Origin of the sequence: Tundrisphaera lichenicola (assembly GCF_051175385.1) — a bacterium.
In the GTDB taxonomy this organism is placed as follows: Bacteria; Planctomycetota; Planctomycetia; order Isosphaerales; family Isosphaeraceae; genus Tundrisphaera; species Tundrisphaera lichenicola.
Window position 1 is genome coordinate 57588 of the sequence record NZ_CP195108.1, and the last position, 12582, is coordinate 70169.

Annotated in this window: 10 protein-coding genes and 2 pseudogenes; 5 read left to right on the forward strand and 7 right to left on the reverse strand. The window is 61.7% G+C overall.

Annotation, left to right across the window (positions count from 1 at the left end; translation table 11 throughout):
- Positions 1-125 precede the first annotated feature (125 nt).
- Positions 126-1172 (forward strand): reverse transcriptase domain-containing protein, encoded by a 1047-nt coding sequence (locus P12x_RS30555; RefSeq protein WP_435011998.1) that lies wholly within the window; start codon positions 126-128, stop codon positions 1170-1172.
- Entirely contained in the window at positions 1169-1450 is a 282-nt protein-coding gene (locus tag P12x_RS30560; RefSeq protein WP_435011961.1) for a group II intron maturase-specific domain-containing protein, read from the forward strand. The genes P12x_RS30555 and P12x_RS30560 overlap by 4 nt, the downstream gene beginning before the upstream one ends.
- Before the next feature lie 889 nt (positions 1451-2339).
- On the opposite strand, the gene P12x_RS30565 is transcribed toward P12x_RS30560, so the two are convergent.
- Positions 2340-3134 (reverse strand): sigma-70 family RNA polymerase sigma factor, encoded by a 795-nt coding sequence (locus P12x_RS30565; RefSeq protein ID WP_435011999.1) that lies wholly within the window; start codon positions 3132-3134, stop codon positions 2340-2342.
- A 299-nt stretch (positions 3135-3433) separates the two neighbouring features.
- Positions 3434-3706 carry a hypothetical protein gene (locus P12x_RS30570; RefSeq protein WP_435012000.1) on the reverse strand — a complete coding sequence of 91 codons (273 nt, stop codon included), beginning with the start codon at positions 3704-3706 and terminating at the stop codon, positions 3434-3436.
- An 816-nt stretch (positions 3707-4522) separates the two neighbouring features.
- Between P12x_RS30570 and P12x_RS30575 the strand changes: the two genes are divergently transcribed.
- Both P12x_RS30575 and P12x_RS30580 read left to right on the forward strand, forming a co-directional pair.
- The gene (locus P12x_RS30575; protein WP_435012001.1) at positions 4523-4795 is read left to right on the forward strand and encodes a hypothetical protein; all 273 of its coding nucleotides are present in this window, start codon (positions 4523-4525) and stop codon (positions 4793-4795) included.
- A gap of 350 nt (positions 4796-5145) precedes the next feature.
- On the forward strand, positions 5146-5352 hold the full coding sequence (locus tag P12x_RS30580; RefSeq protein ID WP_435012002.1) for a hypothetical protein: 207 nt from the start codon (positions 5146-5148) through the stop codon (positions 5350-5352).
- Positions 5353-5521: 169 nt separating this feature from the next.
- On the opposite strand, the pseudogene P12x_RS30585 reads toward P12x_RS30580, so the two are convergent.
- From P12x_RS30585 to P12x_RS30595, 3 genes and pseudogenes are all read right to left on the reverse strand, one after another.
- Positions 5522-5791 (reverse strand): annotated as a pseudogene (locus P12x_RS30585) (integrase core domain-containing protein); the annotation flags it as partial.
- Positions 5792-6294: 503 nt separating this feature from the next.
- Positions 6295-6702, reverse strand: coding sequence for a hypothetical protein (locus tag P12x_RS30590; RefSeq protein WP_435012003.1), 408 nt, complete (start codon positions 6700-6702; stop codon positions 6295-6297).
- Positions 6683-6895: pseudogene (locus P12x_RS30595) on the reverse strand (transposase family protein); the annotation flags it as partial. The gene P12x_RS30590 and the pseudogene P12x_RS30595, both read right to left, overlap by 20 nt.
- 1305 nt (positions 6896-8200) lie before the next feature.
- Between P12x_RS30595 and P12x_RS30600 the strand changes: the two are divergent.
- Positions 8201-9904 (forward strand): hypothetical protein, encoded by a 1704-nt coding sequence (locus P12x_RS30600; RefSeq protein ID WP_435012004.1) that lies wholly within the window; start codon positions 8201-8203, stop codon positions 9902-9904.
- 324 nt (positions 9905-10228) lie between these two features.
- Here the strand turns inward: P12x_RS30600 and P12x_RS30605 are convergent.
- Positions 10229-11085, reverse strand: a protein-coding gene (locus P12x_RS30605; protein ID WP_435005858.1) for an IS5 family transposase whose coding sequence is annotated in 2 segments (ribosomal slippage) — positions 10229-10419 and positions 10419-11085 — 858 coding nt in all. Because the reading frame shifts where the segments join, the coding sequence is not laid out codon by codon here.
- Between the two features lie 195 nt (positions 11086-11280).
- Positions 11281-12564, reverse strand: coding sequence for an IS701 family transposase (locus tag P12x_RS30610; protein ID WP_435007790.1), 1284 nt, complete (start codon positions 12562-12564; stop codon positions 11281-11283).
- Positions 12565-12582: the final 18 nt, after the last annotated feature.

Below are 12582 nucleotides of genomic sequence, written 5' to 3' on the forward strand. Positions count from 1 at the left end.
AAGGCCGGGCCGTCGGGGTGACGGACAGGTCCGCAGTACCGTGGACGCCGGATAATGCCGGTCGAGGGAAGGGACCTGAGTTCAAGACCAGCGTTATAAAGAGCGCGAGAGCCGGGAGATTGGCGATGAGCCTCGTACCTCCACCAAAGGTTCAGAAACTCCAGACGGCGCTGCATGCCAAAGCGAAGGAATCGCCCAGTTATCGGTTCTACCGACTGTACGACAAGGTGTACCGACGAGACATCCTGGAGTTCGCCTACCTGCGCTGCCGCTCCAACGACGGCGCACCGGGAGTCGACGGCCAGACCTTCCAGGACATTGAGGCGTATGGCCGCGACCGGTGGCTGGACGAACTGACGACCGAACTGAGAATGCGAACGTATCAACCGAACCCCGTGCGCCGTGTTTTCATCCCGAAAGGCGATGGTAAGCAACGTCCGCTGGGAATCGGGTCGATCCGGGACCGTGTGACGCAAATGGCCGTGGTTCTGGTCTTGGAGCCAATCTTCGAGGCCGACCTTCAGCCTGAGCAACACGCCTACCGGCCAAACCACAATGCCCTGGACGCCGTCAAGGAAGTTTATGGGCATGTGAATACGGGGCATACAGACGTGGTCGATGCCGATTTGTCCGGCTATTTCGACAGCATCCCGCACGCCGAACTTGTCAAATCGTTGTCGCGACGCATCAGCGATCGGCACCTTCTGGGCCTGATCAAGATGTGGTTGGTGGCACCGGTGGAAGAGGCCGACGAACGGGGTCGAACGCGACGGACAACGCGGAATCAAGACGAAGGACGAGGAAGCCCACAAGGCTCTCCGCTTTCTCCGTTGTTGGCCAACGTGCACATGCGTCGGTTTATCGTGGGCTGGAAGATTCTCGGACACGAACAGCGGTTAGACGCTCACGCCGTCAATTATGCGGATGACTTCGTCATCTGCTGTCGCGGCACCGCCGACGAGGCGATGACCACGATGCGGGCGATGATGTCGAGGCTCCGGTTGACGGTGAAGAGACCAAGACGCGGCTGTGCCGTGTTCCCGAGGAGACGTTTGACTTTCTGGGCTATACGATCGGACGGTGCTACTCGGCGCGGAAGGGCCATCCCTTCATCGGGACGCGGCCGTCGGCGAAGAAGATCGCGAACCTTCGGGACGAGATCCGCGAGTTGACCGACCGCCGTTGGTTATGGATGGACGTCGAGGACCGAGTGGCCCGACTGAACCGGCTGTTGCTGGGCTGGTCGAACTACTTCTGTCTCGGCCCCGTGAGCCCGGCGTACTGCGCCATCGACCGGCATTGTCGCCAGCGGCTCCGCCAGTGGCTCTGCGCCAAGCACAAGGTGAGGAACCGGGGAACGTCACGGTTCCCCGATCAGTACCTGTACAACACGTTAGGACTGATTCGCCTGAGTGCTCGGACCAAGAGCTTTCCGTGGGCGAAAGCATGAGTTCTTGTCCGAGAGCCCGGTGCGAGAAAATCGCCCGCCGGGTTCGATGAGCGGGGAGTGGAAACGGAGCAGGGTGAGGCTATTGAGGCACCGGCGACCGAAAGGGCCGGCAACAGATAGGCCAAACCTACACCACCGCGTCACTCCTCGACTCTACACCAATCTGGGCGGTACCCTTACCTTTCTTCCCCCGATCTAGTTTTATGCCGGAAATGGAGTTAAACCATCCACCTCCACGTGCACGCAATTTCGCGGATCGTGGACTAGGCTTCGCGGTAGATGGGCTGTCCGGCTGATCTACCGAGGGTCGAAGATGTTCTTGCCCTTTCTCCCGCTCGCATGGTGCGCTCTCGGCTATCTACTCCTGGGCTGGGGCGAGGTCGCCGAAGCCACCCTCGCCTTCCTGGCATCGATCTCGCTGGCCTGCTTCATCCTGCCCAATCGAACCATTTCTGCGGATGCAGCATCATCGATGCCGGGATCGATTCGGTCCAGCTCGTTCGGCCGGGTTTCCAGACATGGATCGCGACTTCGACTCCGCCCCCGCCTTGCCCGGGAATCCCGCTCGGGATTCATCATCGCCGGGCCGGTCAACTCGAAGAGTCTCGCCGAACGGCGCGGATCGATTCATCCTACGCCTCGTCGCCACGAGAGGATCGCGAAGAATCTCCTCCGGACGACCGGGATACCCATGCTCCCGGTCGTCCTATATCGCTATGGCAACGTCGGACGCAAGTTTTCATCACTGGGCTACCCATGTTGCTCTCCAATCGCCTCTCGTGACTAGTCACTCCGCGTAGTGTGGTGAGTCACGGTCCACACGAACCCAGGCCGCGACGCCTACTGCCACGGCCAGAGTGCTTGGGGGTCATCGTAGCCCTCAGGCCGGCTATCGCAGCTTGGCCACGGCCCGCCGTTCCAGCTTCCTGGCCCACTCCCGCGTCACGCCCAGCCGGCCCCCCGCCTCCTGCAGGCTCATCGGCCCCCCGCCCTCCAGCCCGAATCGCAGGGACAGAAGTTCCCGCTCCCGCTCATCGAGCCGCTCGGCCATCCGAGATCGGAGGCCGGTCGCCATCTCATCCCGCTCGAGATCCCCATGAGGAGCCTCGTCCGGGCCGCAGACCTCCTCCAGTCCGCCGCCCGTCACGCCCTCATGGCCCTCCTCGGCCACCCGGGACTCCAACGCCTTCCTCACCATATCGCGTTGGGCCGCGGTCAACCCCAGCCGATCGGCCACCTGGTCGAATCGCGGCGCCTCGCCCGATTCGAGGATCAGGCCGTGCTCGGCCCGTCGCCACTTCCTCAGCAGATTGACCATGTGCGAGGGCAGTCGGATGGCGCGCGATCGGTTGGTCAACGCCGAGCAGATCGCCTCCCGGATCCAGTGGCGGGCGTGGGTGGAGAATCGGACGCCAAAACGGGGGTCGAACCGCTCGGCGGCCCGGATCAGGCCGAGGTTACCCTCACCGACCAGGTCGTCCAGGTCGAGGCCACGGTCCCGGAATCCGCGTGCGATGACGATGACCAGGCGGAGGTTGGCGCGGACCAGGCGGTCGCGGGCCGGCGAGTCGCCGCGGGCCGCGGCGGCGCCGATCCGACGCTCCTCGTCGAGAGACAGGAGGGCCTCGGGGCAGATCCAATGTCGGGGGGCGCGGGCGATCGGGGACGGTGAGGCGCACATCATCGTGGGCTCCATCGCGTTGGGCCGGGCTGGACGGCGTCCGGCAGGCAGTCGGTCGGCGACGGTCGTCGTCGCCGAGGTTGCCTGTTATAACCAAGATTGAGGCAGGTTTTCTACTGTCGTTTTGCCAAAATAAGAAAAACATCTTTCGTGCGGATGTGCCAATTTCCGTATACCCAGTGCCATGGAGGCTGATGCGGCATCACCGGGGCGTGGGGCGGGAATCGCGGGCACGATGTTATGTTATGGCCGTCTCGGATTCGATCACGCGACCCAATACGCCAAATCAGGCTAAGGCCCGCTCAGTCGTCCTCGTCCTCGAGGTCCCCGGCCAGGACCCGGGCCATCGCCTCGCACCAGGCCTTCGCCTGCGCCTCACCAGCGAAGTGGCCGTCCAGCACCAGCGGTTCGGGTCCCCAGCCGTCGCGCCAGACCCGCGCCGTGAAGCCGGCCCCCTCGGGCATCATCTCCACGCGATCGCCGCCGACTCGCCACCAGCGTCGGCGGCCCGAACGCCCCACCTCAGGCGTGGCCCTCGCTCGCTTGGCCGGGTCCTGGTCGGTTGGATCGGGCATGACGTCCCTCATCTCCCGGCATCCGCCGGGCGTTCGTCCCCGGAGACGGGGCGGCCTGGGCCTTCGATGTCCGGGTCGCTCATCCCCCCGGATCGGAGCTTGAACTCTTCAGGACATCCTAGTTCGCCCCTCCGTTGGGGTCCACGAGAAATCGCGAACCGGTGGTCGCGAGGTTCGAGGGAACCGGGCCCCGGGAGCATGGCGATGCGGGGCCGTGGCCCTTGGCCGCTTCGCCCCCGGGCCCGATGCAAGCAGATCAGGACGATGGACGGGGCCGCCTGGAGGTCTGGAACGAGGCGAGTTGGGAGGCCGACGATCCCCGCGAACGTCCGAGGCTCGCCCGGCACATCGAGGGGGGGGTCGTCGCCAACTCGGCCTCAACTGGAGGAACCGGGGCGCCCGAGCCTGCGCGAATATCGAGTCTTGATTCACACCCCATGCGAGGTGCGAGGCGTCATGACCTACGGCCATGCCGCTCACACGGCGACGAGCCGCGACGAGCCCGCCAACGCTCGCCGGGATTCCGCGCGCCACCCGGTGACGATCGCCGCCGGTGTCCTAGATTGCGCCCGGGGCAGATGACGATCCGCCTCGACCGGTAGTGAGCAAGATGTCCCTGCCCAAGCCAGCCGCGATGACCGAGTCGGGCAATCACCAGGCGAAACCGACCGGGGCGGTCGATCTGGCCGGACGGGTCTGGATCCTCCCCGATCCCATAGAATTTCACCGATTCAGCCGGGCGCGAGACCGACTCTCGCGAGCGATCGCCGCTAGTTCCGATGAGGACGCCCGGGACCGGCGTACGAGGACCCTCCGATGGACCACCGCGAATGCCTCTGCGTGCTGATCTCGCGATGCGTCGTGCTGATCGGCTACCATCACCAGAGGGCCCCGGCTGGGGCCGGCAGGGCGGAGATGATGTTCGAACTGGGATGGCTGGCGGCGGACGCCCGGCGTTGGGGCCTGAGGCCGGAGGTTGTAGCCGCGGGGGTTCTGGCCGAGTTGGGGCAGGAATACGGGTGCCCAATAGCTTCGGCATTGATCCTGGACATGGAGGAGGTCTTCGGACTTGTGGGGGCGATGGCCTGATTTGGCGGATGGCCCTCCGCGTGGCGTCGAGTCGACGGCCATGGATGCCACCAACAATATCCTATGATCAAACGGGCACTTTTCTACGCCGAAGATCCCGGCGATTCCCCTGCCAGCCCCATGGAATCATGACGCCCCGGCACAGCGTCGGGCCAGAACGCCAGATGACGAGATGTCATCCAAGGCAACCGTAATACTTATTAATACTCACGGCAACTACCTGTATCGACTGCCTACCGTCTCTCATTTCCCGATCTGCCGTAACTCCATCATGCCCTCGCGATCGATTTCCGTCCTATGAAACTTCAGTGAGGCGCCCTATTTGAGGAATTTCGGGTGAAGATCCAGCCATGATTATCACGACCCACCAGCCCGCCAGCGATGCCCGGCTGGCCGCCATGATCCGGTGCCTGGAAGGCTCCCTGCAGGGCGGCCACCCCGATGAGTACAGCGACCTGCTGAGGGCCATCTTCCGGCTGAGCCCGGCAGATCGCCGACGCCTCGACGAGGTCGACGAACGCCTCCGGCGGCAGCCGGCTCTTGTTCATCTCCCCTGACCACGGCGCCCGATGGCGGGCCGTCCCCAGGGTCGGTACCTCGCCGTTTTCGAATTCTGCCCTGCCCCATGGGCTGAGATGGTCTCCTAGCACTGGACAGCCCGGGGGCCTGGGTTTGTTACGGTCCCACGCCGGAATTCGCCGGGGTGAGCCCGCAGCGGTAGACCTAGTTCGGGGTCCGGTAGCCCAGCGATTGGTGGGGACGCTCCTCGTCGTAGAACCGGAAGTAGGCCGCCAGGCCCGCCTCCAGGTCGGGGACCCGTTCGTAATCCTTGATGTAGACGTCTTCGTACTTCACGCTCCGCCAAAGACGCTTGGCGAACGCGTTGTCCAGGGCTCGGCCGCGACCGTATCGGCTCACCGCGACGCCGGTCGCCTCCAATCGGCCGGTGTATTCTCGCGACGTGAACTATGAGCCTTGGTCCGTGTTGAAAGTTTGTCCGCTCCAGGCCGAAGACTTCGGCTCCCGGGGAATTTCGAATGTTCTCGACGCTATCGAGGCTATCCAGGAGGAGGTTAACCCGGACCTTCGTTTTAATGGGCTACCTGATCGTGATGTTCGATCCTCGGCTGGCCATCCATCAGACCTTTGAGATAACGCTCCGCCAACTCTACGGGGAGCAAGTCTTCCGGACGACAATCCCGATCGCGACGGACAGCAAGGAAGCGGTAGCTCTCCGTCGTCCTGTGGTCGCGCACAAGCCACGGGGGGGCTTCCAAGGCCCTCAAGGGATTCCCCGATGAACTCCGCGAGCGTGCTCAGTACACGGTGCAGGAGGCCACCAGCGGGGAGGCGGCCTGATGGCTAAGGCGAGCGAATTCATGAACCGATTCGGCTCGAACGTCGCCGAATCGATGGGAGCCGGTCGGCAGACCAGGGTGGCAGCGCCGACAACGAGGAAGCCCGATCCCGAAGATGGGACCGAACGGCTCCGTTCGGCCTCACAGATTGAAATCGATCGGGTCGTCCCGGACCCCAACCAGCCACGGACAGACTTCGACGAGGCAACCATTTAGCGGCTCGCCGATAGCCTGGTGGAGCTCGGCCAGTTGCAGCCCATCGCGGTCCGGTGGGACGAGCAGGGCGGACGCTACATCATCGTGGCGGGCTAGCGGCGATGGCGGTCTACGCTGGCAGCCGGCCGCGTCGATGGTCACGATCGCCCCGGCCAGTTCTAGCACATCCAGCAGCTCGGCGATCTCGTTGAAGCCATCCGCGACCGAGGCGCCCCCGAGTTCTCGGCGGCCCAGCCGGTAACCAAGTGCAGACGGCCGGTGGCCGTGTCCCGCTTGACCGCCCGGGCCGACTTGCCGTCGACGGCAACGGGGATCAGCCCGGTGGCCCGGCACGCCGCGGCCATCCACCGGCCGAGCGCCGCCGGGTGAGCTTGGAGAAGTCCCGCGCGAAGGTATCGGAACCGGGGATGCCATTGGCGAGCGGCAGGAACCTCCCGGAGGAGTTGGCCTTGGTGCGGACGTACTCGGCGATCGCCTCCCAAGACTCGGACCCGGCGATGATGGCACAAGTGGCGATGGTGAGGACGTCGGTGAGGCTCGTCGGCGGTCTCGTGGCGGGGGTCGGGCAGCTTGTCGAAGACCACGGTTATCGACAGTGGCGGCATGGGAGACCTCCTGGTCCCCTCCGGTATAGCCTGAAACCCTATGCCGTCAGCGGATCATAGTGCGGTGACCCTGCCGTCATCCCCGGGAACTTATTATAACCCGACAATCTAGTCACTACCCGAAGATTTGGTTTTCGAAGTTGCCATAAATTGGATCCGTGTTCTAGATTCTCAACATGGCAACCAAGCTGCCATCCGTGCGAGGTTGCACGGTTACACTCGATGACTGAGCATTCGGAGACTGGACCCTTGCGTCATCACCGAAATCCCCGCTATGCACCTGAATCCCTCGAACGCAAGTTAAGCCCTACGGGAATCGTCGTTCCGATAGAAATGGAACCCTACGTCTCGCATACTGCCGTCGTCCAAACCGAAACTTCGACCCTAGCCATTCCATCCTCGGCCGCGAGCGCGACGACGTTCCGTATCGTGCCGGCACCGATCGCCAGCATGGCCAAGGACCCCATCCCAACCGACCCGAGCGTTCCCGTGCCGATTGGACTGCCGATTCCAAAGAGTCCAGCTCCGCCCAGCGGGGATGGAACTCCTCCGGTATCTGGCCCGAGCGGAGCAGGTGGGACGAGCGAGCCCGCCAGCATACCCTTCCATCACATGTCCTTCCGCTAAAGTTCATGAGGCTGAGGGCACGCTCGGCGACCCAGGTTGGAGTTGCCGGGCGTTCAGACCGGAATGTCGATCGATCGGTCCAGTCCTCCGGAATTTTTATAGATGCGATTTCGCGCCCCGCCCATCGCAGGCGTGAAAATCAGAGTGCGCTCAAAAACATCCAAGAGGTCACCTCAAAATAATTTGTTTTTTACATATATATATTATTTACATTATTAATAAAACACAAAATTCCCTAAAAAATTGCACCACGGAATTTGTGTACTAAATTTATTTTGTGTCGGATTATATAATTTTATTAATTATTATTAAAACATGAAATTATATAGTATTTATCGATATGAGATTTATTTAATATCTGAGATAAACAGTTTAGTTCAATAGATCTTGTTCGCACCTGCCAAGCTCCGCACTCGACTATCCCCCCCGCCCTATCAAAGCCACGCTCACCGGGAGCAGAAATCCTGCCATGCGCCAGACAAGCCCACTAGTTCAGGGTCGGAGTGGCACCGCGAGTTCCATGATCGGAATCGGGCACTCGTCACTCATCTGAATTTCAAGGTTTCCCCTATCTCTAGACGGCCAATCGGAGACTTACCGTGAAGGTTTCTCATCGCCACCTGCCCGCTGGTCTGCTCGTTTCCTGCTGCATTGTCGCTCCTTGCCTGGCTCAAGATCCGTCGGCACGTACTCCCGGTGTTAATCTCGGCGGAGGAGTACTCAATTACGACAATTCGTCACTGGTTTTTGCCGATCTGATCAAAGGTTCCGGCACATTCAACGGGTTTCGGGGTGTTTCACCAACGCCAGCATATGATCCAAGCGGATGGCCTTCTCGGGTTGATGCCTTGACCGGTTCAACCACCTTAGTGGTGGGACTCAATGCCAACTTGCCAGCGGGGATCTACACTCTGACGGCCAAGGGCGTCGGGAAGATTCGACTCAGCGGTGGTTTCGATGGTAAAACTTGGCAAGAGGTTGTCTTCAACGGCGACGAACTACCTCGGACGGTGTTCCGGCCCTACGCGGGTGTCACTTGGAATTCCGTTATCTTCCTGGAAATTACCCAATCCTCAGCGAGCAACCACCTACGCGACATATCCTTCGTAATGCCTAATCACATCGGGAAAACATTTTACGATGGGTTTCTGGATGACCTCAAGCCATTCTCGACATTACGATTCATGGACTGGCAGGCGACTAACGGCTCGACGCAGGTCGATTGGACTGATCGCGATTCTCAGAAATTTTCCTACTATCTTCGCAAACGCGTGAACGAAGAGGTCGCCTGCGAGCTCGCAAATACAATCTATAGGGACATATGGATATCGATTCCTGCAATGGCGTCAGATGATTATGTGCGTAGGCTTGCAAGACTGATCGATCTAAATCTCGCACCATATCTCAGGATCTACGTTGAATTCAGCAACGAGGTCTGGAATAACGCCTTTCCGCAATATAGCCAACTTAAGGCGCTGCGACTCCAGGATAGTCAGCGTTTGGCCGGCGATTGGGAATGGATCGCTCACAGGGATGGGAGGCTAGTGAATCTCTTCAAGGCCAACCTCTCACCCGATCGGGAGTGCATCCGCGTCCTCGCCCGTCAGGCCGGCTATCCGGCCACGCTCACGGTTGCCCTCAAGCAATATCGCGCCGACGGATACCAATTCGACGCGCTCAGTTGCGCGGGCTACTTCGTTAGCAAGGCCAACCTCAACACCGCGACAACTCTTTACAAAACCAACCCAGCCGAGGCTATTACCTCGGTCATTAACGGGATGTACGGTTCGATGTCCGAGGCCTTGACCCAGATTTCTTGGTATAAAAGTATGGCGGATGTGAACGGCGTCCCACTTGTCCTCTATGAGGCGGGCCAGCACCTCAATAATTCCCAGAACAACGCCTCGACGTCGTTACTGATGGATGTCAATCGCGATTCTCGAATGGGTCTGGCCTACACCTATTTCATCGATTCTCTACCCGAGTCACTTGGCGGGATCTGCTGGTATAACGATGCCGGGACCTACTCAAAGTGGGGATGTTGGGGACTCAAGGAGAAAACTGGTCAGTCTCTCAGCACTGCCCACAAGTACCGGGCCGTCATCGCACGCTCCTCCTTGGTGCAAATCCCCCCGCCTCCGGCTCCTTCCGCTACTTATGCTGGGTTCTCGGCAATGCCCGGTTTTGATAATCTTGGACTGAGCACCTCGCACGAAATCCCCCCGGCTAACTTTAACGTCGAGAGCTTCGGTGGCTTCAACGTCGAAGGGCTTCAACAAATGGTAACCGAGGACCAACGTTGACCAAATCGCTGACGAGCAGCCGGTTATCGGAGTAGAAGGATTTCCCTCGAGTCCCGATGTCGGGTGGCAAACGACAAAGTCTGTGATTGTCCATCCCTGGGATCTAAAAATACCTTCGTTTTCAGGCGGCCACCTATAGGGCGTTCTCGGAATGGAGCACTATTGACAAACCTCCCATGCCCGGTTCGACTTCAAGTTTCACCTGGTGTGGATCACGAAATGCCGCAATGGGCGAGGTCGGCGTCCGGCTCCGCCAGATCGAGACGATCTGTGCGGGTCGGAGGTCGGGGTTTTCAAGAGTTACACTAAGAAACTATCTCAAAACTAGGTCTCGGCTTGCAGCCGATGAAGCCTTCGATACCACAGCAAGCCACACGCAAGTTGAATCAAGCCCAGGTAGTTGAATGAATTTCTGTCGTAGCGCACCAGGATCGCGCGGCACTTCGACAGCCAGGAGTGGGTCCGCTCCACTACCCACCGGCGGGGCCTGTGCTTTTTTTCCCGCGCTTTACCACCTTCTCCTCTCCGATCCGGCGGATGTGCGGAGTGTGGCCCTTGGCCGACGCCGCCTCACGCCCGGTCGGATTGTCGTAGCCCTTGTCCAGGCAAAGGTGCTGCGGGGCCTCCGGCGTCGGCTCCGGGCGGTCGACCACGATCGCCTCGATCGTCGCCGCCAGGAGCTTGGCGTCATGGACATTCGCCCCGGCGATGACGGCCCCCAGCGGGCCGCCGTCCTGGTCGACGATCACACTCCGTTTCACGCCGTTTTTCCCGCGATCCGTCGGATTCGGGCCGACCTCGTCGCCTCCGAACCGCGCCTTCCCCATCGCTCCGTCAGCACTTTGCCACTCCCACAAGACGCCTCCGAGTTCGCCGCAGTCCTCAACCAGGACGGCCCAGATCTTCTCCATGACGCCGTTCTTGTTCCAACGCTGGAACCAGCGATGGACCGAACTGTCGTCTCCGAACCGCTCGGGCAACCGGTTCCATTGGCAGCCGGATCGCATGCGGAAGATGACCCCGTTGAACGCCGCCCTCCAGTCGGTGCGCTTCCTGCCCCCTTTGGCCGGGGGTGGTGGCGGGGCGTCCTCCAGCAGGATGGGCTCGATCTTCGCCCACAACTCGTCCGAGACTTCCCAGATCGTTTCGAGGGGCTTGACCGCCCGCTTCTTCCGTCCCATCGCTCGGTCTCCTTGGTCTCTCCATGAGAAACCGAGGGGCCGAGCGGAGGCAAGATGGCTTTTGAGATAGTTTCTAATACTACTCCGTTAATATCAACGGCAATTGCAATGAGCGATCCTTGCAATAGGGGCAATTGTGCCGACAGATCGGGGCCAGCAGCCTCTGCAAGGCACGGCGGATCGCCGGCACCGTGATCACCGGGCGGGTCCCCCCCTTTTTCCCGGCCGGGCCGGGTCTCGTTCCTCGCGTTCTCGCTCCAACGCCAGGAACCCGAAGGCCAGCATCACCAGGCAGGCGTGATGATGAAAGCCACGCCAGGAACGCCCCTCGTGATGGTCCAATCCGAGTTCTTCCTTCATCTGCTGATAACCTTGCTCCACCGGCCAGCGGCTCTTCCAGAGCCGGACCGCCTTGATCCGGCTGGTTCGGCCCGGCAGGTTCGAGAGGGCGTACTTGATCTTGCCGTCGGCCTGCTCCTCGATCAGCAGCCAGACCGGCTCGGCCCCGGCGCACTCGCCGGTGGCCCAGCCCCCGCCGGGCCAGACCCGAAGCCAGGCGAAGCGGCCCGACAGCTTCCCCTTGGTCCCCTCGCGCCAGGTCACCTTCCGCAGCGGTGTCGAGGCGGCCAACTCTCGCAGGCTCACCGGCTTCGGGGTGCCGGCCTTCAGTCGTGATCGCCGTCGCGGCCGCCCGCCGGACCCCGGCGGTCGGATCGCCGGCCCGGGGACCTCCCACGACGGCTCCTCGGTGAAGACCACCATCTCGTCGGTCACGCCCACGATGTAGGACAGGCCGCGCTCGGCCAACCCCTCTCGGAAGAGCCCGGAGACGCCGTAGCCGGCATCGGCCACCACGAGCCGGCCGGGCAACCCCTCGGCCCGAACCAGATCGAGAAGCTCCAGGGCGATCTGGCCCTTCGTCAGTGCTCGTCGTTGCTCCCGGGGCACGCCCGCCTTGTCGAGCCGCTTGGAGTCATCGAGCCAGGCCTCGGGCAGGTAGAGCCGCATCGCCAGCGGGTAATGGCCCTTCGGGGCGACGTAATGAACCGAGGGTGCGACCTGGCAGTTAGCCTTCTTGCCTTGAGCCCCGCAGTACTGACGCTGCACACCGACGGAGAGCTTGCCCTGCTTGGGGAAGCTCGTATCGTCAATGACGAAGATGCCGGCCGGAGAAGCGAAAGACTCGGCCATGACGGAGCGATGACGCTTCCAGACGGCCATCTCGTCCCAGGTGCTCTGGCCGATGAACTGCTGGAGGGCCTGGTCGAGGTCGGCGACGACCAGGCCGGTCGGGAGGGTGACCTTGCGCGAGAGCGGCTCGATGCTCTTGCGGTCGCCGTCGAGGATCAGTCCCTGGAGGTAGACGCCGGAGTATTGGGCCTGTCGGGGCCGGTTGAAGTCGTCGCGGAAACGGGCGGCGTAGGCGTCGAGCCGTTCGAGGACTTCGGGTGCGAGTTCGGGGGTATAGGTGCGATTCATACCCTGCATACGAACCGG

Excerpts from the sequence above, each read along its gene's own strand:
- P12x_RS30610 (WP_435007790.1), bottom strand. The coding sequence starts at position 12,564 with ATGAATCGCACCTATACCCCCGAACTCGCACCCGAAGTCCTCGAACGG.
- P12x_RS30580 (WP_435012002.1), top strand. The coding sequence starts at position 5,146 with ATGATTATCACGACCCACCAGCCCGCCAGCGATGCCCGGCTGGCCGCC.
- P12x_RS30575 (WP_435012001.1), top strand. The coding sequence starts at position 4,523 with ATGGACCACCGCGAATGCCTCTGCGTGCTGATCTCGCGATGCGTCGTG.
- P12x_RS30570 (WP_435012000.1), bottom strand. The coding sequence starts at position 3,706 with ATGCCCGATCCAACCGACCAGGACCCGGCCAAGCGAGCGAGGGCCACG.
- P12x_RS30565 (WP_435011999.1), bottom strand. The coding sequence starts at position 3,134 with ATGATGTGCGCCTCACCGTCCCCGATCGCCCGCGCCCCCCGACATTGG.
- P12x_RS30555 (WP_435011998.1), top strand. The coding sequence starts at position 126 with ATGAGCCTCGTACCTCCACCAAAGGTTCAGAAACTCCAGACGGCGCTG.